Raw genomic sequence first — 16,316 nt, forward strand, 5'->3', positions numbered from 1 at the left:
TGCTGGTCAGTCGTCTTGCGCCTGGTTCCGCACCAGTTGCTCAAGCTGATCCATCCGTTCAGCGAGCCGACGCACCTCTTGGCGGACGTCCGACAGGTACCCGGCGATCTCCTCGAACTCCGGGCTGTGCTTGGTCGGACGAGGTTCGTCGGGAAGGGTGACGAAGCTGCCTTTGCCCTGGTGGGAGATCGCGTAGCCGTCCTCGCGAAGACGTGAGATCGCCTGTCGGGCAACCGTGCGGGAGACGTCGTGCGTGGCCATCAGCTCGGTCTCGGACGGCAGCTTCTTACCTGGTGCCAGCTCTCCCTGGCGGATGCGGCGCTTGAAGTCGTCAGCGATCTCCAGGTACTTCGCGCGTCCGGTGAACTCGGCCATAGCCCCTCTCAGTGCTTGTCGCACTAAGTGCAGCACATCCAACCGACAACAGTCGAGAACCACTTGACGTACTAAGTACTTCAGGTGCACTCTCGTGACAGGTCGACGTACTAAGTACGTCAAGTTCGACGACAGCTAGGAGCGCACCCATGCGTCAGATCCCCGTCGAGACGTCCGGCGCCACCGTGATGGTGGCCAAGGCCCCGCAGCCCAAGGTCAAGGACCGCCGTACCGGTGAGATCGCTATCGACGCCGACGGCGTCAAGCTGATGACCGTGGACGTGATGTTCGCGGCCAACGACGAAGTCGAGATCCTGTCCATCACCGTCCCGGAGCCCGGTATCTCCAGCGACCTGGCCATGGGCACCCCCGTGGCGCTGACGGGCTTGATCGCCCGGCCGTGGGAGAACGAGTTCAACGGCCAGAAGCGCCACGGCATCGCCTTCCGCGCGGTCGCCGTCACCTCGCTGGCCGCCGCTGGTTCGGCATCCGAGGCGGCCTGATCATGACCTGGTTAATGGTCGCTGTGGTTGTGGTCGTCGCCGCTGCGGGTCTCCTGCGGTGGCGGCGCCCCGCCTGGTACTGGCTGACCTTCGGGGTCCTCGTCGCCACCGTGCGGGTCCTGGTGCGCTACGCCTCGGTCATGGACGCCTGCGGCCTGACGGTCCCGCCCTCGCGCTGGCGGCTGGCTCTGGCCCGGGTGGCTAACCGACCGGTGCCGGAATCCCGGGTGCCGCGCATCCTGCGGCTACGGCCGACGCGGACCGGCCTGGTCCTGCGGCTCAAGCTCCGGCCGGGACAGGACGCCTTCGACGTGTCGGCCTCGACGGACCGGCTGCGGCACTCCTTCGGGATGTACGGCGTGACCTCCCGCGAAGTCCGCTCCGGCGTCGTTGAGGTGCGGATGACCGGCTACGACGTGCTCAAGCAGGTCCAGATGCCCACGAAGGTCGATCCTGCTCCGATGCGGGTCCCGGTCGCGCTGCGGGAGGACGGCTCGGTGCACTACCGCGACTACCGTGCCGTCCCGCACGGTCTGACCCTCGGGGCCACGGAGTCCGGCAAGTCGGTCTACCAGCGCAACCTGGTCGCCGGGCTCGCCTCGCAACACGTCGCCCTGGTCGGCATCGACTGCAAGCAGGGTGTCGAGCTGTTCCCGCTGGCACGCCGCTTCTCGGCGCTGGCCGACAACCCGGACACTGCCCTGGAGCTGCTGGAAGCGCTGGTGTCCCACATGGGGGAGGTCTATCAACTGATCCGGGCTGAGCAGCGGATCAGTGTCGCTGTGCCGGATGCGGAGATCGCCGCCGACATCTGGGACCTGCCCGACGACATTCGCCCCGTGCCGGTCGTGGTCCTGGTCGACGAGGTCGCCGAACTCGCCCTGTTCGCTTCGAAGGACGAGGAGAAGCGCCGGGACCGGATCATCACGGCCCTGGTCCGTCTCGCCCAGCTCGGCCGCGCGGCCGGCATCTACCTGGAGATCTGCGGACAGCGCTTCGGCTCCGAACTCGGCAAGGGCATCACCATGCTCCGCGCCCAGCTCACCGGCCGCACCGCCCACCGCGTCAACGACGAAACCTCCGCCAACATGGCCTTCGGCGACATCTCCCCGGACGCCGTCCTGGCCGCCATCCAGATCCCCGCCGAGACACGCGGTATCGCGATCGCCGGTGACTCGACCGGTGGCTGGCACCGCATTCGCGCCCCGCACACCTCGCTGCGCCAGGCCGTGAACACCTGCAACAAGTACGCCGACCGCACCCCCGACGTGCCCGCCCTGGCCGCCTACCGGCCCGCGGTCGCCGCGCTGCCCTCGGCCCGGGTGCCGCTGTCCAAGACAGCCCCCGCCACCGCCTGACCTTCCCCGCTCCACCGGTCGGCGCGACCGCTTCGCGCCAGGTCCCTACCCCCGCCATGCCACTTCACAGGAAGGAGCCGTGATGGCCCGCCCCGCTCTCCGCGTCGACGCCGTCCTGGTCCAGGCCGTCATCGCCGGGGCGCTGTCCTTCGCCCACCTCCACGACCTGGCCGCCGCTGCCGGACAGGACGGCTGGAAGGCCTGGGCCTACCCGATTTCGGTGGACCTGCTCCTGGTCGCTGCCTGGCGGCGGCTGCGCTCCGACGGGCCGTCCCGGCTGGCCTGGTGCTGGTTCGTGATCGCCCTGGTCGCCTCCCTCGGCGCCAACGTCGCCACCGCCGGACTCCTCGACCTGACCGACGTCCCGGCATGGCTGCGCATCCTCGTCGCCGCCTGGCCCGCCCTGGCCTTCATGGGCGGCACCCTCCTCGCCCACTCCGCCACGGACCGATTGCCGGATCCGCCGGCACCCGCAGCACCGGTCACCGAGCCGCGCCCTGAGCCGGTTACCGAGACCGAACCAGAGCGTGAGCCCGAGCTGGCCCCGGCGGTCGACGACACTCCGGCCCTCCCGGCTGCCGATCCCGCCCCGGCCGAGCCCGCTCCTGCTGTGCCGGTCCCGGCCGCGCTGGTCGACCACGCCCGCAAGGTCGCCGACGACCACCGCACCCGTACCGGTACGCCGATCGACACCGACACCCTGCGCGCCCGCCTCGGAGTCCCGCCCCAGCTCGCCGACGCCATCGCCGCCCAACTCGCCTGACCTCGACGGGAGACACGCCATGACCAGTGACCCGGCCGACCTGACCGCCGCCGACCACCTCGACGCCGCCCGCGAGATGGCCGCCGCGAACCGGCCCCTCCTCGCGCACCTGCTCGCCGAGGAAGCCGCCCGCCGCACCACCGACCCGGCCACCGCCGCCGGTATCCGCGCCGCCTTCCCCGACCCGGCCCTGACCCGAGAGGAGACCGACTGACATGCCCGCCCGCGACCACTTCCACTCCGTGATGCGCATCGGCCCGGTGCAGATCGGCACCCACCGCGACCGCCACGGCCAGACCAAGTACGCCGCCGTGTGCACCGCCGACCGCTGCGGCTGGTCCGCCGACTACTCCAGCCAGTCCGCCGCCCAGCTCGCCGCCCGTACCCACCGCTGCCGCGTCCGCTAGGAGGCCGCCATGCAGGTTCCGCTCTGGCTCGCGCTGCTCGCCGTCGGCTACCTCGGCGTCAAGCTCATCCGCCCGCCCGCCTGGCTCATCGCCGTCCTGCTGCTCGGCGGCTTCCTCCTCGCCGACAGCGTCCTGGCCCCCGCCATCGACACCTTCATCAAGTAACCGCCCCGGAAGGGAGAACCGCCGATGTTCCGTCCGAAGATCCCGACCATGCCCACGCCGACCGGGCAGGTCAGCCCGCCTGCCGTGGTCGAGCCGACCACCGTCGTCCCGGCCGCTCAGGTCTCGCAGCCCGCCCCGGTGGCCCCGGCCCCCGCGCCTGCTCGGCCGACGGTGCAGCTCACCCCGGGCACCGCGCTGGCCCTCGTCGGCGGCGGTACCGCCGTGGTCCTGGTCGTCGGCGCCGTCCTGGTCTCCATGCTCCTGGCGGTCGCCATCACCGGCGCCTCGGTCGCCGTCTGCGCCGTCGTCCTGCGCTCCCTGCTCGCCTCGGAGACGAAGCGGCGCTGACCGGCCCCGGAGCGGCCTCAACCGCCAAGTCTCGTCCGCTCCGGGCGCCGTCCCTGTCCGATCTCGCAACCGGAAGGAACACCCAGCATGACGCACCGCACCACACCGACGGCCCGCATCTGCCCGAACTGCGACGGCTTCGCCACCGCCGCGATCACCACCGGCAGCCGCGACCGGCACGGCCACCGGCACACCATCACCGCCAACTGCCCGGCCTGCCACGGCCAGGGCACCGTCCCCGCCCGTGCCCGGGAGGCTGCACGTGCCTGACCTGCTCGACCCGACCACCCTCGGCGACCTGCTGAGGGTGGCCTCGGCCTCTGACTACGACCGCTGGCACGAGCAGATCCGCCGCACCGGTGGCTGCGCCGACCCCATCCACCTCACCGGCTGGACCCTCACCAAGGACAAGACCACTGGCCAGACCCTGCACCACTACACCACCGCGAACGAGCCGGGCGGACGGCTCCGCGTCGCCTGCGGCAACCGCCGCGCGTCCCGCTGCCCCTCCTGCGCCTGGACCTACGCGGGCGACACCTACCACCTCATCCGCGCCGGACTCGCCGGAGACGACCGACGCGACATCCCCGCCAGCGTCCGGGATCACCCTCGGGTCTTCGCCACCCTCACCGCTCCCTCGTTCGGCCCGGTCCACAACCGTCCCGACCGGGGCGTCTGCCGCTGCGGCACCCGTCACACCCCGGACGCCCCTGAATTGGGCACGGCCCTCGATCCGGCGACGTACGACTACGCGGGTGCCGTGCTGTTCAACAACCACGCCGGGCAGCTCTGGCAGCGCTTCACCAACCGGCTCCGCCGCGAGATCGCCGCCCGCGCCGGCATCACACAGCGGGAGCTGAAGGAGTGCGCCCGCCTTTCGTACGGCAAGGTCGCCGAGTTCCAGAAACGCGGCGCCCTGCACTTCCATGCCGTCATCCGCATCGACGGCCCCGACGGACCCGAGACTGCCCCGCCGTCCTGGGCGACGGTCGATCTCCTGGCCGACTCGATCCGTGCAGCGGCCGCGCACTCCTACACCTCGGTCTCCGTCCCGGCAGCCGAGGACCAGCCCGCCCGTACCTTCCGCTGGGGCACCCAGCTCGACGTCCGGCCGGTAAAGGCCTTCGGGGACGGCTCCCAGATCACCGAGCAGGCCGTCGCCTCCTACGTGGCCAAGTACGCCACCAAGGCAGCCGAGAACACCGGAACCCTCGACCGCCGCATCGGCGAACTCTCCGAACTCGACCGCCACCAGGTCCCCGACCACACCCGCCGCCTCATCGAGGCCTGCAAGCAGCTCGACCCGAGCTACCCCGACCGGCGTCTGTGGGCTTGGGCTCACATGCTCGGCTTCCGCGGCCACTTCTCCTCCAAGTCCCGCCGCTACTCCACCACCCTCGGCGAACTCCGGCAGGCCCGCGCCGACTACCGCGCAGCCCAGGAACACGCCGCCCTCGGCCTGGATGACCGAGAGCCGGACACCGTCCTGGTCCTGGCCGACTGGCAGTACGCCGGCCACGGCCACACGCCCGGCGAATCCGCCCTGGCGGCCACCATCGCCCGCGACCTCCAGCTCAACCGCGAAACCGCACGCGAAGCCCTACGCGACCAACTCGCCCTGGAAGGAGCCGCAGCATGACCACTGCCACCACTGAACTGTTGACGGTGTCGGACGTCATGACACGGCTCAAGGTCGGACGCTCCAAGGTCTACGACCTGATCCGTACTCACCGGCTGGCCTCCATCAAGATTGACGGAGCTCGCCGGATACCCGCCGACGCGGTACGCGACTTCATCCAGCACCAGCTGGAGGAGGCCGCCTGATGACCAAGCGACGCAGCCGCGGCGACGGTGGGCTCCACTGGGACGAGAAGAGACAGCGTTGGATCGCCACGGCGAACCTCGGCTTCGATCCGAGCGGCAAGCGGATCGTGAAGCGGGGGAGTGGCAGGACCAAGACAGAGGCGAAGAACAAGCTCAAGGAGGTGCTGCGGGACCACGAAGACGGTCTTGCGATCGCGCCCACGGGCTACACCGTTGCCGACGCCGTGAACGACTGGCTTGCCTACGGCCTGGCGGGTCGCGACCCGGGCACCGTCGAGACCTGCACCATCCTGAGCCAGAACCACGTGATCCCCGATCTGGGCGCCCGGAAGCTCCGCGACCTCAGTGCGGAGGACGTCGACCGCTGGCTGGCCGCCAAGGCCAAGACCCTCAGCACCCGCACGCTGCAGTCCGTCCACTCCTGCCTGAACCGCTCGGTCAAGCGGGCCATGGCGCGGGACAAGGTGAAGCGCAACGTCGTCGAGCTGTGCTCCGTGCCCCAGGGCCAGGCTGGGCGACCGTCCAAGGCGCTCACCTTGGCCCAGGCCGAGGCGGTACTCAAGGCGGCCGAGGGAACCTCGATGCACGCGTACATCGTCGTCGCCCTGCTGACCGGTGCCCGCACTGAGGAGCTGCGGGCGCTGACCTGGGACCACGTCTTCCTCAAGGGCAGGCCGGACGCCGATCCGCCGCAGCCCCCGCACATCGCCGTGTGGCGCTCGGTCCGGCGCGGCGGGGACACCAAGACCCGGAAGTCCCGGCGAACGCTCGCTCTGCCGGCGCGTTGCGTCGAGGTCCTGTGGCAGCAGTTCGAGGACCAGGGCTGGGAGCGGCTTGCCGCTGGCGACAGCTGGGAGGAACACGGGCTGGTCTTCTCCTCGGCCGTCGGCAAGCCGCTCGACGCGACCAATGTCCGGCGGGCCTTCCGCCAGGCGCTCAAGGACGCAGAAGGGATCAACGCCGACGAGTGGACACCGAGGGAGCTCCGGCACAGCTTCGTGTCGCTGCTGTCCGACCGCGGCGTCCCGCTGGAAGAGATCTCTCGGCTCGTCGGCCACTCCGGCACGGCCGTGACCGAGGAGGTGTACCGGAAGCAGATCCGGCCCGTGATCCAGACCGGTGCGGTGGTCATGGACGGCATCTTCAAGCGGGATTCAGAGCGGTAGTCACGCAGATAGATGCGCAGCAATGCCAGAGGGCCCTTACCGACTCGGTAAGGGCCCTCTGATCTGCTACTTAGCTGTCGGGGTGGCGGGATTTGAACCCACGACCTCTTCGTCCCGAACGAAGCGCGCTGCCAAGCTGCGCTACACCCCGATGTCGCTGCTGTCGCGGCGACGACGTTTACTTTAGCCCACCGGTGGCTAGAGACGAAATCCGGTTTTGCCGCGGTGGCGGATGGGGTTCGGGCGGGCGTGGTCGAGGGCCACGAGGAGCACGGCCAGGGCGTAGAAGGAGAGGCCCAGGAGGAGGGCGTTGCCGAGGACGCGCTTGAAGCCGTCCTGGCCGACGTCCAGGAACGGGTAGAGGTAGCGGTCGGGGGTGCCCGGGAGGAGCAGCTCACCTCGGGTGAGGCAGAAGGCCAGGTAGGCCAGGGGGTAGAGGAGCCAGGTGCTGGCCTGGCGGAGGTGCAGGCGGCCGGGGGCCGTGAGGAGGAGCCAGTCCAGTACCGCCGCGACGGGGGTCACCGTGTGCAGCACCGAGTGGGAGAGGGCCTGCCAGCCCGTCGGGGCGGCGGCCACGCCCGTGAGGGAGAACGGGCTCGCCTCGTTCGCCAGGAGGAGGTGGTGCACCAGGGCCGCGATGACGACGTAGAGCAGCGTCGCACCCAGCACGGCACCCGGCAGTGGACGGCTGGCCGTCCACGCGCGGCGGGCCGAGAGGGCCATGACCAGCGCGAGCAGCATGTTGCTCTGGATCGCGAAGTAGCTCAGGGCCCGGGACGGGTCGCCGACGAGAAGTTCGAGCGTCACACCCGCGGCCGCCGCAACGGCGATCAGGAGGCGGTAGGCCGCGGCCGCGGGGCGGCGAACCGGGGTGACGACGGCTGTGGCGGGCACCGGGGAGGGCTTCAGTGCCGGCGGGGACGGGATCGCTGGGAGGTCCGGGATGTCCCGGGGTATCGGGGCGGTCATGCCCCCACGCTGACAGAAACGGACATAGGGGGCGATGTGGGCAGGGCTGTGTGGGTTACCGCCCCTGTTACCGCTCCCGGGCCGGCTCCGTGTCCCCCGGGCCGGCTCCGTGCCCCCGGGCCGGCTCCGTGTCCCCCGGGCCGGCTCCGTGCCCCCGGGCCAGCTCCGTGTCCCCCGGGGCGGCTCCGTGTCTGCCCCGGGTTGGCCCCGTGGTCTGGACCCAGGCCGGGCCGGCCTCGCGCTTGCCTCCGTGTCCCCGGCTACCGCCCCGGCGCCTCGCGTCCCACCAACGTCAGCAACGTAGCCTCCGGCGGGCACGCGAACCGGACCGGTGTGTAGCGGTTCGTGCCGCAGCCCGCCGACACGTGCAGGTACGACGTACGGCCCTCCGCCGTGTGCGTGGACAGGCCCTTCACGCGGTCCGTGTCCAGGTCGCAGTTGGTGACCAGGGCGCCGTAGAAGGGGACGCACAGCTGGCCGCCGTGAGTGTGGCCGGCCAGGACCAGGGGGTAGGCGTCGGCCGTGAAGGCGTCCAGGGTGCGCAGGTACGGGGCGTGTACGACGCCCATGGAGAAGTCCGCCGACTCGGACGGGCCGCCCGCCACCTGCGCGTAGCGGTCCCGCTTGATGTGCGGGTCGTCCAGGCCCGTGAGCTCCACCGAGCCGCCCTCGAGCTTGAGCTCGCCGCGCGCGTTGGTCAGGTTGAGCCAGCCCGCCGCGTCGAAGCCGTCCCGTAGGTCCTCCCACGGGTTGTGCACCACGCCCTCGGCCGGCGAGTTGCCGTTGAGCCCGTGGCGGCCCTGGGCCTTCTCGAACAGGTAGCGGGCGGGGTTGCGCAGCTTGGGGCCGTAGTAGTCGTTGGAGCCGAAGACGTACGCGCCCGGGAACTCCATCAGGGGGCCGAGCGCGTCCAGGACCTCCGGGACGCCCTCCGGGTCGGAGAGGTTGTCGCCCGTGTTGATCACGAAGTCGGGGCGCAGGCCCGCCAGGGACCGCAGCCAGCGCTGCTTCTTGCGCTGGCCGCCGACCATGTGGATGTCGGAGACCTGGAGCACGCGCAGGGGGCGCATCCCCGCGGGCAGGACCGGGACCGTCACCCGGCGCAGGCGGAAGGAGCGGGCCTCGAAGCCCGCCGCGTACAACAGACCGGCGGCGCCAGCCGCCGCGATTCCCAGGGGGACTCCGTATCGCGCGCGCATACGACCATCGTGTCAGACCCGGGGCGTTGTCCGTGCCCGGGCGGTGCGCGAAATCGCCTGACCGCACCGGCCCTTCGGCCATGGCCCCCTTAAATCGAGGGGCGTTCTTCCTCCCGCACCTGCGACAATCGACCCCATGACCACGCTCAAGTCGAAGCTGCAGGATGACCTCAACGTTGCGATCAAGGAGCGCGACGAGCTGCGCTCCTCGACGCTCCGGCTGACGCTCGCCGCGATCACCAAGGAGGAGGTCGCGGGCAAGCAGAAGCGCGAGCTCTCCGACGACGAGGTGCAGAAGGTGATCACCCGGGAGGCGAAGAAGCGGCGTGAGGCGGCCGACGCCTTCGCACAGGGTGGTCGTGCCGAGCAGGCCGAGCGGGAGAAGGCGGAGGGCGAGGTCCTCGCCACGTACCTGCCGCAGCAGCTGTCGGACGAGCAGCTCCAGCAGATCGTCGCCCAGGCCGTCGAGGAGGCGAAGGCGGCCGGTGCGGAGGGGCCCCGGGCCATGGGCGCGGTCATGAAGATCGTGAACCCGAAGGTGGCCGGGCAGGCCGAGGGCGGCCGCGTCGCCGCAGCGGTGAAGAAGCTGCTGGCCGGCTGACCTGGCCATCGTCCTCGGGCGCGTCCCGGTCGGCTGACCCGCGCATCGTCCGGGCGCGGCTGACCGGTCGCCACGGTGATCGTCCCCGAGCGCGTCCGGTCGGCAGGCCCTGGCAGCGCCCCGGCCGCGGCAGGCCGATCGGCCCCGTGATCGTCCACAGACACGGCTGAGCGGCTCTCGGCTCAGTAACAGAGGCGGCCCCCTCCTCCCGTACGGGAAGAGGGGGCCGCTTGCGTCCGTCACGCCGGTGGCTCAGCCGAACCGGCCGCCGTTGCCGTTCCCGCCGCCGTTGCCCTGGCCCCGGAAGAAGCCCTCCGGGATGGAGAACGAAGGCGTGGGCTCGCCGCCGCCGCCTCCGCCGTCGTTGCCGCCGACCAGGCCGCCGATGAAGCCGTCGTTGCCACCGTTGCCGCCATTGTCGCCGTTGCCCCCGTCGTCACGGTCGCCGTCGTCCCTGTCACCGCCGCCCCGGGGCTTGCTTTCGGGGATGTGGACGGTGTTGAAGTTCTCGACGGGCTTGCCCTCCAGCGCGCCGGTCATCATGTCGCCCCAGATCGGGCCGGGAACCTCGCCACCGAAGACCTTGCCGTACGACCGGCCGCCGATGGTGATGCCGGACATCTTCCGCTTGTGCGCGGGGTCGCCGACCCACACGGCACCGGCCATGTTCGGCGTGTAGCCCACGAACCAGGCCGCGTAGCGCTCGTCCGTCGTACCGGTCTTGCCGGCGCTGGGGCGGCTGCCGAGGCCGGCCTTCTTGCCCGTGCCGTCCTCGACGACGCCCTTCAGCAGCGTGTTGATGGTGTCCGCGGTGTTCTCCGACATCGCGCGCGAGCAGGTCGACTTCGGGACCTGGAGCGAGGTGGTCTTGTCACCGACCCGCCGGCTGACCGACTCTATGGCGACCGGCGTGCAGTACATGCCGCGCGAGGCGAACGTCGCGTACGCGTTCGCCATGGTCAGCGGGGACATCTCCTGGGTGCCGAGGGCGATCGAGGGCACCTGCGGCATCTTGTCGCCGTCGGCCCGCACCACGCCCATCTTCTTCGCCATCGTCGTCACCGGGCAGATGCCGATGTCGCTGATCATCTGCACGTAGTAGGTGTTGACCGACTTGGCGGTCGCCTCCCGCATGTCGTACGGGCCGACCTCGGAGGAGTTCTCGTTCTCGAGCTTGGCCGGGTTGCCGCGGTCGTTCACCCACCGCTTGCCGTCACAGGCCGAGACCGGACTCGGGTACGCCATCTGGTACGGCGACGAGTACACCTTGTTCGCCGGCATGCCGTCCTCGATGGCCGCGGCGGCCACGATCGGCTTGAACGTCGAACCGGGCTGGTAGCCCATGCCGCCGCCCATCGACTGGTCGACGGAGAGGTTGATCTGCGTCTCGTTCTTCTTGAAGCCGTACGGACGCGACTGGCCCATGGCGAGGATCTTGCCGGTGCCGGGCTGGACGAGGGAGACGGCGGTGGCCACCTCGTCGCTCTTGTAGACGTGCTCCTTGATGGACCGCTGCGCCGCGTCCTGGGCCTGCGGTTCCATGGTGGTGCGGATGGTGAGGCCGCCCTGGTTCCAGACCTTCGCGCGCTGCTCCTTGGTCTTGCCGAAGACGGGGTCGTTCAGGAAGATCTCGCGCACGTAGTCACAGAAGAAGCCCGCGCCCTTGACCGCCGTGATGCAGCCGTTCTTGGGCTTGCTGACCTTCAGTCCGAGCGGCGCCTTCATCGCCTCGGTGGCCTGCGCCCGGGAGATGTCGCCGACGGCCGCCATGCGCTGCAACACGGTGTTGCGGCGCTTGGTGGCCTCCGCCTCGTCGTTGACCGGGTCGTACCGGCTCGGCGACTGGACGATGCCGGCGAGCAGGGCCGACTGCTCGAGGCTGAGGTCCTTGGCGGACTTGGAGAAGTAGCGCTGGGCCGCGGCCTCGACGCCGTAGGCCTGCTGACCGAAGAACGTGATGTTCAGGTAGTTCTCGAGGATCTTCTTCTTCCCCAGCTCCTCCTCGACCTGGATCGCGTACTTGAGCTCGCGGATCTTGCGGCCGATCGTCTGCTGGGTGGCCTCCGCGACCTTCGTCGGGTCGTCGCCCGCCTCCTCGACGAAGACGTTCTTCACGTACTGCTGCGTAAGGGTGGAGGCGCCCTCGGAGACTCCGCCGGTCTGCGCGTTCTTGTTGAGGGCGCGCAGGACGCCCTTCAGGTCGACCGCGCCGTGCTGGTAGAAGCGCGAGTCCTCGATCGCGACGATCGCCTTCTGCATGTACGGCGAGACATCCTTGAGGGGGACCACCGTGCGGTCGCGCGAGTAGACCGTGGCGATCTGGCCGCCGTCGGCGTCGAGGATCGTGGTGCGCTGACTCAGCGGCGGGGTCTTCATGTTGGCCGGGAGCTCGTCGAAGCTCTCGACCGAACCCTTGGCCGCGAGTCCCAGCGCGCCCACCGCCGGGAGTGCGATGCCGGCCAGCACGGCTCCCGCGAGGACACTGACACCGAGGAACTTGGCGGCCTGCTGCGTGGGAGACAGACCACCGCCCGAGCGCTTCTTTGGCATGAGGGCAGCCTACGTTCTCATTCGCCGGACAGGCGTATAGGCCTTGGCCTAAGCTGCTCTCAACTGTCACAGCAGTGAGGTCACGTATCAATACGTCCGGCGACCCCGAATCGTTCCGGGTGTTCCCCAACTTTTTTGGTGGGACCGTGTCCGAATCCGCCTTGTGTGTCATACGGCGTCCGTTGTGACGCAACTGAACTGTCCCGGTTTGCCGGGAAGGTTGCGTATGTCGCCAGCTCACTCCCCCGGGTGATCTGCCGCTTACCCATAGTCCGTTCGGGCCATTCAAGATTGGGCCCGCTGGGGGTGTTGCGCTGTGCCCACCTTCCGTAACGTCCTCAACTGGCGGCGGTGAATATGCCGCTTGCCGCCGTGGGGGAGCCTCGATTCGGGAGAGGACGGCGCCGGTATGGGCTGGGTAGTCGACTGGAGTGCGCAGGCGGCCTGCCGCACTACCGATCCGGATGAACTGTTCGTTCAAGGAGCAGCGCAGAACAGGGCCAAGGCGGTGTGCACCGGATGCCCGGTGCGCACGGAGTGCCTGGCCGACGCGCTCGACAACCGCGTCGAGTTCGGCGTGTGGGGAGGCATGACGGAGCGGGAGCGCCGCGCACTGCTGCGCAGGCGTCCCACTGTGACCTCCTGGCGTCGGCTGCTGGAGACGGCGCGCACGGAGTACGAGCGGGGGTGCGGTGTTCTGCCCCTCGACGACGACGAGATCTACGAGAACTACGCGGCGGTGAGCTGAGGAGTCCCTCCGGGAATTCCGCAGGTCCAGGTCTGAGGGCCCCCTTTTGGGCCCTTCGCCGCCGCCTACGAGTTCTTCCACGTCGCTCAGGAGCCCTGCGCTCCGGCCGGGTTGCCCTTAGGCAGTCGCCTCGGGCGGCTCTGGCTGGTCGGCGGGGTCGGGAAGCTCGCGTTCGTCGGCCGCGAGCCGGTCGCCGATGTCGCGCAGTCCCGCGAGGTCGTGCACGTCGCCGGGCAGCGCGGCCACTTCCGTCACGGCCACCTCGGGGTGGAGCGCGGTGAAGCGGTCACGCGTGCGCTGCTCACGGGAGAGCAGCTGCATGCGGTCGGCGTGCAGTCTCAGCAGGCCTGCCGTGAGCTGGTCGACGGACCGCTCCGCGTCCTCGGCCGGCTCGGTGTCCTCCGGGTGCCCGGTGGCCTCGGCGTCTTCGGCGTGCTCGGTGGGGGAGCCGTCCTCGGGAGCCGATGCCGCAGCCTGAGCTGGTGTTCCGGGCGTGGGAGAGTCTGAACTGTCCTGTGCGTCGGGGGAGTTACGAAGTACTGCTTTCCCGCCCTCCTGATCCACAATGCGGGGCTCTTCAAGATTTTCCGCGGCGGCCAGCGCCCGCTCGGCCGACAGCCGGTCGGCGCCGCTGCCGTGCACCCGGTTGAGCACCAGACCGGCGAGCGGCATGTCCTCCGCGGCCAGCCGCTCCACGAAGTACGCGGCCTCGCGCAGCGCGTCCCGCTCCGGCGCCGCGACCACGAGGAACGCCGTGCCGGGCGCCTGGAGCAGCTTGTACGTCGCGTCCGCGCGGGTGCGGAAGCCGCCGAAGGTCGTGTCCATCGCGGACACGAACGTCTGGACGTCCTTGAGGAGCTGACCGCCGAGCAGCTTGCCGAGGGTGCCGGTCATCATCGACATCCCGACGTTCAGGAACTTCATCCCGGCCCGGCCGCCCAGCTTCGCCGGGGCCGTCAGCAGCCGGATCAGCCGCCCGTCCAGGAACGAACCGAGCCGCTTGGGCGCGTCCAGGAAGTCCAGCGCCGAGCGGGACGGCGGCGTGTCGACGACGATCAGGTCCCACTCGTCCCGGGCGCGCAACTGCCCGAGCTTCTCCATCGCCATGTACTCCTGCGTGCCCGCGAAGCCCGCCGAGAGCGACTGGTAGAAGGGGTTGCCCAGGATGGCGGCCGCCCGCTCGCGGTCCGCGTGCGCCTCGACGATCTCGTCGAAGGTGCGCTTCATGTCGAGCATCATCGCGTGCAGCTCGCCACCCGCGGAGTCGTCGATGCCCTTCACCCGCCGCGGGGTGTTGTCGAGGGAGTCGATGCCCATGGACTGGGCGAGCCGACGGGCCGGGTCGATGGTCAGGACGACCACCTTGCGGCCCCGCTCGGCGGCGCGCAGGCCCAGGGCCGCCGCGGTCGTGGTCTTGCCGACCCCGCCCGAGCCGCAGCAGACCACGATGCGGGTCTTCGGGTCCTCCAGCAGCGGATCTATGTCGAGCAGACGCGCCGGCGACAGACGGTGGTGGGCCGGGTCCGGACGACTCATGACATCCCCTGCTTCCGACTCGTGACGGGCCTTGCCTGTCCGTCCTGGCTCATGACGGGCCTTGCCTGTCCGTCCTGGCTCATGACACGCCCTGCTCGCGCAGCTCGCGGGCCAGCTCGTACAGCCCCGCGAGGTCCATGCCCTCGGTGAACAGCGGCAGTTCGTGCAGCGGCAGGCCCAGGTCGGCCAGGACCGCCCGCTGCTCGTGCTCCAGCGTGTACCGCTCGGCGTACTCCTCGGCCTGCGTGAGCAGCGGGTCCACCAGCCGCTCGGCGTGCCCGCCGCGCCGCGCTCCGCCGAGCCCCGCGGACGACAGGGACCGCGCGACAGTGGAACGCGGGACCGTCCGTACGAGTTCCAGATCGGTCTCGTCCAACACCTCCGGCCGGACCATGTTCACGATGAGCCGCCCCACCGGCAGCCGGGCCGAACGCAACTCGGCGATGCCGTCCACGGTCTCCTGGACCGGCATCTCCTCCAGCAGCGTCACCAGGTGCACGGCCGTCTCGGGTGACTTCAGCACCCGCATCACGGCCTGAGCCTGATTGTGTATCGGGCCGATCTTGGCCAGGCCCGCCACCTCGTCGTTCACGTTCAAGAAGCGCGTGATCCGCCCGGTCGGCGGGGCGTCCATGACGACGTAGTCGTACGCGAACCGCCCGCTGCGCTCCTTGCGGCGCACCGCCTCGCACGCCTTGCCGGTCAGGAGGACGTCCCTGAGGCCGGGCGCGATGGTGGTGGCGAAGTCGATCGCGCCGAGCTTCTTCAGGGCCCGCCCGGCACTTCCCAGCTTGTAGAACATCTGGAGGTAGTCCAGAAGGGCCAGTTCGGGGTCGATGGCGAGTGCGTACACCTCCCCGCCCCCGGGTGCTACCGCGATTTTCCGTTCCTCATAAGGCAGCGCCTCCGTTTCGAAGAGCTGCGCGATGCCCTGACGGCCCTCGACCTCGACGAGAAGCGTCCGCTTCCCCTCCGTGGCCAGGGCCAGCGCTAGGGCCGCGGCCACCGTGGTCTTGCCGGTACCGCCCTTGCCGCTGACGACCTGGAGCCTGCTCACGTATTCGAGCCTAACCAGTCCGCGCCCGGGCTACGCGGGAGGCTGTGGATAACCCGTGCCGTGGTCGGCCGCGTGACCCCTGCGGGGCAGCGGCTAGAGTCGGCCGCATGACCAAGTGGGAATACTCAACCGTGCCGCTGCTCGTCCACGCCACGAAGCAGATTCTGGACACCTGGGGCGAGGACGGCTGGGAGCTCGTCCAGGTCGTGCCCGGGCCGAACAACCCCGAGCAGCTCGTGGCCTACCTGAAGCGGGAGAAGCAGTAGTGGGCGCCGTCGAGGCGAAGCTGGCCGAGCTCGGCCTGAGCCTGCCCGACGTGGTCCCGCCGCTCGCCGCGTACCAGCCGGCCGTGCAGTCCGGACCGTACGTCTACACCGCCGGGCAGCTCCCGATGGTGGAGGGCAAGCTTCCGGTCACCGGCAAGGTCGGCGCCGAGGTCACCCCGGAGGAGGCCAAGGAGCTGGCACGCACGTGTGCGCTGAACGCCCTGGCCGCAGTGAAGTCCGTCGCCGGTGACCTGGACCGCATCGCGCGCGTGGTGAAGGTCGTCGGCTTCGTGGCCTCGGCCTCGGACTTCACGGGCCAGCCCGCGGTGCTGAACGGCGCGAGCGAGCTGCTCGGCGAGGTCCTCGGCGACAAGGGCGTGCACGCGCGCAGCGCGGTGGGCGTGGCGGTGCTCCCGCTGGACGCACCGGTCGAGGTCGAGATCCAGGTGGAGCTCGCGTAGCACCCTCTTCCACGGCCCCA

The 16,316-nt window shown here is 70.2% G+C and carries 21 protein-coding genes and 1 tRNA gene; 15 read left to right on the forward strand and 7 right to left on the reverse strand.

The genetic code is table 11. The features are described from left to right. Positions 1 to 6: 6 nt before the first annotated feature. Positions 7 to 375, reverse strand: coding sequence for a GntR family transcriptional regulator (locus CEB94_RS22030; protein ID WP_175433853.1), 369 nt, complete (start codon positions 373 to 375; stop codon positions 7 to 9). Positions 376 to 524: 149 nt separating this feature from the next. Here CEB94_RS22030 and CEB94_RS22035 point away from each other — a divergent pair, with 149 nt between their 5' ends. From CEB94_RS22035 to CEB94_RS22085, 11 genes are all read left to right on the forward strand, one after another. Further along, the gene (locus CEB94_RS22035; RefSeq protein WP_175433854.1) at positions 525 to 878 is read left to right on the forward strand and encodes an SCO3933 family regulatory protein; all 354 of its coding nucleotides are present in this window, start codon (positions 525 to 527) and stop codon (positions 876 to 878) included. A gap of 2 nt (positions 879 to 880) precedes the next feature. Then, positions 881 to 2,236, forward strand: coding sequence for an FtsK/SpoIIIE domain-containing protein (locus tag CEB94_RS22040; protein WP_175433855.1), 1,356 nt, complete (start codon positions 881 to 883; stop codon positions 2,234 to 2,236). Between the two features lie 82 nt (positions 2,237 to 2,318). Next, positions 2,319 to 2,999, forward strand: a complete 681-nt coding sequence (locus tag CEB94_RS22045; RefSeq protein ID WP_175433856.1) for a DUF2637 domain-containing protein — start codon at positions 2,319 to 2,321, stop codon at positions 2,997 to 2,999. A gap of 19 nt (positions 3,000 to 3,018) precedes the next feature. After that, positions 3,019 to 3,213: a hypothetical protein gene (locus CEB94_RS22050; protein ID WP_175432619.1), complete on the forward strand. Its 195-nt coding sequence runs from the start codon at positions 3,019 to 3,021 to the stop codon at positions 3,211 to 3,213. A 1-nt stretch (position 3,214) separates the two neighbouring features. Further along, complete coding sequence (locus CEB94_RS22055) at positions 3,215 to 3,406, forward strand: mobile element transfer protein (protein ID WP_161368208.1); 192 nt, start codon at positions 3,215 to 3,217, stop codon at positions 3,404 to 3,406. 9 nt (positions 3,407 to 3,415) lie between these two features. Next, on the forward strand, positions 3,416 to 3,571 hold the full coding sequence (locus CEB94_RS22060; protein ID WP_175433857.1) for a hypothetical protein: 156 nt from the start codon (positions 3,416 to 3,418) through the stop codon (positions 3,569 to 3,571). A 24-nt stretch (positions 3,572 to 3,595) separates the two neighbouring features. Continuing rightward, positions 3,596 to 3,919 carry a SpdD-like protein gene (locus CEB94_RS22065; RefSeq protein WP_175433858.1) on the forward strand — a complete coding sequence of 108 codons (324 nt, stop codon included), beginning with the start codon at positions 3,596 to 3,598 and terminating at the stop codon, positions 3,917 to 3,919. A gap of 87 nt (positions 3,920 to 4,006) precedes the next feature. Continuing rightward, a complete protein-coding gene (locus tag CEB94_RS22070) occupies positions 4,007 to 4,189 on the forward strand; it encodes a hypothetical protein (protein ID WP_175433859.1) in 183 nt (60 codons plus the stop codon). After that, on the forward strand, positions 4,182 to 5,558 hold the full coding sequence (repSA, locus tag CEB94_RS22075; protein ID WP_175433860.1) for a replication initiator protein RepSA: 1,377 nt from the start codon (positions 4,182 to 4,184) through the stop codon (positions 5,556 to 5,558). Before CEB94_RS22070 ends, repSA begins: the two co-directional genes overlap by 8 nt. Beyond that, positions 5,555 to 5,743 carry a helix-turn-helix domain-containing protein gene (locus CEB94_RS22080; protein ID WP_175433861.1) on the forward strand — a complete coding sequence of 63 codons (189 nt, stop codon included), beginning with the start codon at positions 5,555 to 5,557 and terminating at the stop codon, positions 5,741 to 5,743. Before repSA ends, CEB94_RS22080 begins: the two co-directional genes overlap by 4 nt. Continuing rightward, complete coding sequence (locus CEB94_RS22085) at positions 5,743 to 6,909, forward strand: site-specific integrase (RefSeq protein ID WP_175433862.1); 1,167 nt, start codon at positions 5,743 to 5,745, stop codon at positions 6,907 to 6,909. Before CEB94_RS22080 ends, CEB94_RS22085 begins: the two co-directional genes overlap by 1 nt. Positions 6,910 to 6,986: 77 nt before the next feature. Here CEB94_RS22085 and CEB94_RS22090 read toward each other — a convergent pair. From CEB94_RS22090 to CEB94_RS22100, 3 genes are all read right to left on the reverse strand, one after another. After that, positions 6,987 to 7,060, reverse strand: a tRNA-Pro gene (locus CEB94_RS22090). Between the two features lie 47 nt (positions 7,061 to 7,107). Beyond that, a complete protein-coding gene (locus tag CEB94_RS22095) occupies positions 7,108 to 7,878 on the reverse strand; it encodes a Pr6Pr family membrane protein (protein WP_175433863.1) in 771 nt (256 codons plus the stop codon). 260 nt (positions 7,879 to 8,138) lie between these two features. Continuing rightward, the gene (locus CEB94_RS22100) at positions 8,139 to 9,077 is read right to left on the reverse strand and encodes a metallophosphoesterase (RefSeq protein ID WP_175433864.1); all 939 of its coding nucleotides are present in this window, start codon (positions 9,075 to 9,077) and stop codon (positions 8,139 to 8,141) included. A 136-nt stretch (positions 9,078 to 9,213) separates the two neighbouring features. Between CEB94_RS22100 and CEB94_RS22105 the strand changes: the two genes are divergently transcribed. Next, positions 9,214 to 9,678, forward strand: coding sequence for a GatB/YqeY domain-containing protein (locus CEB94_RS22105; protein ID WP_175433865.1), 465 nt, complete (start codon positions 9,214 to 9,216; stop codon positions 9,676 to 9,678). A gap of 252 nt (positions 9,679 to 9,930) precedes the next feature. On the opposite strand, the gene CEB94_RS22110 is transcribed toward CEB94_RS22105, so the two are convergent. Beyond that, complete coding sequence (locus CEB94_RS22110) at positions 9,931 to 12,228, reverse strand: transglycosylase domain-containing protein (RefSeq protein ID WP_175433866.1); 2,298 nt, start codon at positions 12,226 to 12,228, stop codon at positions 9,931 to 9,933. A 409-nt stretch (positions 12,229 to 12,637) separates the two neighbouring features. Between CEB94_RS22110 and wblA the strand changes: the two genes are divergently transcribed. Beyond that, positions 12,638 to 12,976 carry a transcriptional regulator WblA gene (gene wblA / locus CEB94_RS22115; RefSeq protein ID WP_030846174.1) on the forward strand — a complete coding sequence of 113 codons (339 nt, stop codon included), beginning with the start codon at positions 12,638 to 12,640 and terminating at the stop codon, positions 12,974 to 12,976. 117 nt (positions 12,977 to 13,093) lie between these two features. Here the strand turns inward: wblA and bagB are convergent, their stop codons facing one another. Continuing rightward, positions 13,094 to 14,512, reverse strand: coding sequence for an ATPase BagB (bagB, locus tag CEB94_RS22120; protein ID WP_175433867.1), 1,419 nt, complete (start codon positions 14,510 to 14,512; stop codon positions 13,094 to 13,096). 79 nt (positions 14,513 to 14,591) lie between these two features. Further along, on the reverse strand, positions 14,592 to 15,569 hold the full coding sequence (gene bagA, locus CEB94_RS22125) for an ATPase BagA (protein WP_175433868.1): 978 nt from the start codon (positions 15,567 to 15,569) through the stop codon (positions 14,592 to 14,594). Positions 15,570 to 15,676: 107 nt separating this feature from the next. Between bagA and sp36 the strand changes: the two genes are divergently transcribed. Then, positions 15,677 to 15,835, forward strand: a complete 159-nt coding sequence (gene sp36 / locus CEB94_RS22130) for a Sp36 family protein (protein WP_097218487.1) — start codon at positions 15,677 to 15,679, stop codon at positions 15,833 to 15,835. Next, entirely contained in the window at positions 15,835 to 16,296 is a 462-nt protein-coding gene (locus CEB94_RS22135; RefSeq protein ID WP_175433869.1) for a RidA family protein, read from the forward strand. Before sp36 ends, CEB94_RS22135 begins: the two co-directional genes overlap by 1 nt. The last annotated feature ends 20 nt before the right edge of the window (positions 16,297 to 16,316 follow it).

Origin of the sequence: Streptomyces hawaiiensis (assembly GCF_004803895.1) — a bacterium.
In the GTDB taxonomy this organism is placed as follows: domain Bacteria; phylum Actinomycetota; class Actinomycetes; order Streptomycetales; family Streptomycetaceae; genus Streptomyces; species Streptomyces hawaiiensis.

Bases quoted from the DNA above. Each gene is read 5' to 3' on its own strand.
- CEB94_RS22030 (WP_175433853.1), bottom strand. From the start codon at position 375: ATGGCCGAGTTCACCGGACGCGCGAAGTACCTGGAGATCGCTGACGAC.
- CEB94_RS22035 (WP_175433854.1), top strand. From the start codon at position 525: ATGCGTCAGATCCCCGTCGAGACGTCCGGCGCCACCGTGATGGTGGCC.
- CEB94_RS22040 (WP_175433855.1), top strand. From the start codon at position 881: ATGACCTGGTTAATGGTCGCTGTGGTTGTGGTCGTCGCCGCTGCGGGT.
- CEB94_RS22045 (WP_175433856.1), top strand. From the start codon at position 2,319: ATGGCCCGCCCCGCTCTCCGCGTCGACGCCGTCCTGGTCCAGGCCGTC.
- CEB94_RS22050 (WP_175432619.1), top strand. From the start codon at position 3,019: ATGACCAGTGACCCGGCCGACCTGACCGCCGCCGACCACCTCGACGCC.
- CEB94_RS22055 (WP_161368208.1), top strand. From the start codon at position 3,215: ATGCCCGCCCGCGACCACTTCCACTCCGTGATGCGCATCGGCCCGGTG.
- CEB94_RS22060 (WP_175433857.1), top strand. From the start codon at position 3,416: ATGCAGGTTCCGCTCTGGCTCGCGCTGCTCGCCGTCGGCTACCTCGGC.
- CEB94_RS22065 (WP_175433858.1), top strand. From the start codon at position 3,596: ATGTTCCGTCCGAAGATCCCGACCATGCCCACGCCGACCGGGCAGGTC.
- CEB94_RS22070 (WP_175433859.1), top strand. From the start codon at position 4,007: ATGACGCACCGCACCACACCGACGGCCCGCATCTGCCCGAACTGCGAC.
- CEB94_RS22080 (WP_175433861.1), top strand. From the start codon at position 5,555: ATGACCACTGCCACCACTGAACTGTTGACGGTGTCGGACGTCATGACA.
- CEB94_RS22085 (WP_175433862.1), top strand. From the start codon at position 5,743: ATGACCAAGCGACGCAGCCGCGGCGACGGTGGGCTCCACTGGGACGAG.
- CEB94_RS22095 (WP_175433863.1), bottom strand. From the start codon at position 7,878: ATGACCGCCCCGATACCCCGGGACATCCCGGACCTCCCAGCGATCCCG.
- CEB94_RS22100 (WP_175433864.1), bottom strand. From the start codon at position 9,077: ATGCGCGCGCGATACGGAGTCCCCCTGGGAATCGCGGCGGCTGGCGCC.
- CEB94_RS22105 (WP_175433865.1), top strand. From the start codon at position 9,214: ATGACCACGCTCAAGTCGAAGCTGCAGGATGACCTCAACGTTGCGATC.
- CEB94_RS22110 (WP_175433866.1), bottom strand. From the start codon at position 12,228: ATGCCAAAGAAGCGCTCGGGCGGTGGTCTGTCTCCCACGCAGCAGGCC.
- wblA (WP_030846174.1), top strand. From the start codon at position 12,638: ATGGGCTGGGTAGTCGACTGGAGTGCGCAGGCGGCCTGCCGCACTACC.
- bagB (WP_175433867.1), bottom strand. From the start codon at position 14,512: ATGAGTCGTCCGGACCCGGCCCACCACCGTCTGTCGCCGGCGCGTCTG.
- sp36 (WP_097218487.1), top strand. From the start codon at position 15,677: ATGACCAAGTGGGAATACTCAACCGTGCCGCTGCTCGTCCACGCCACG.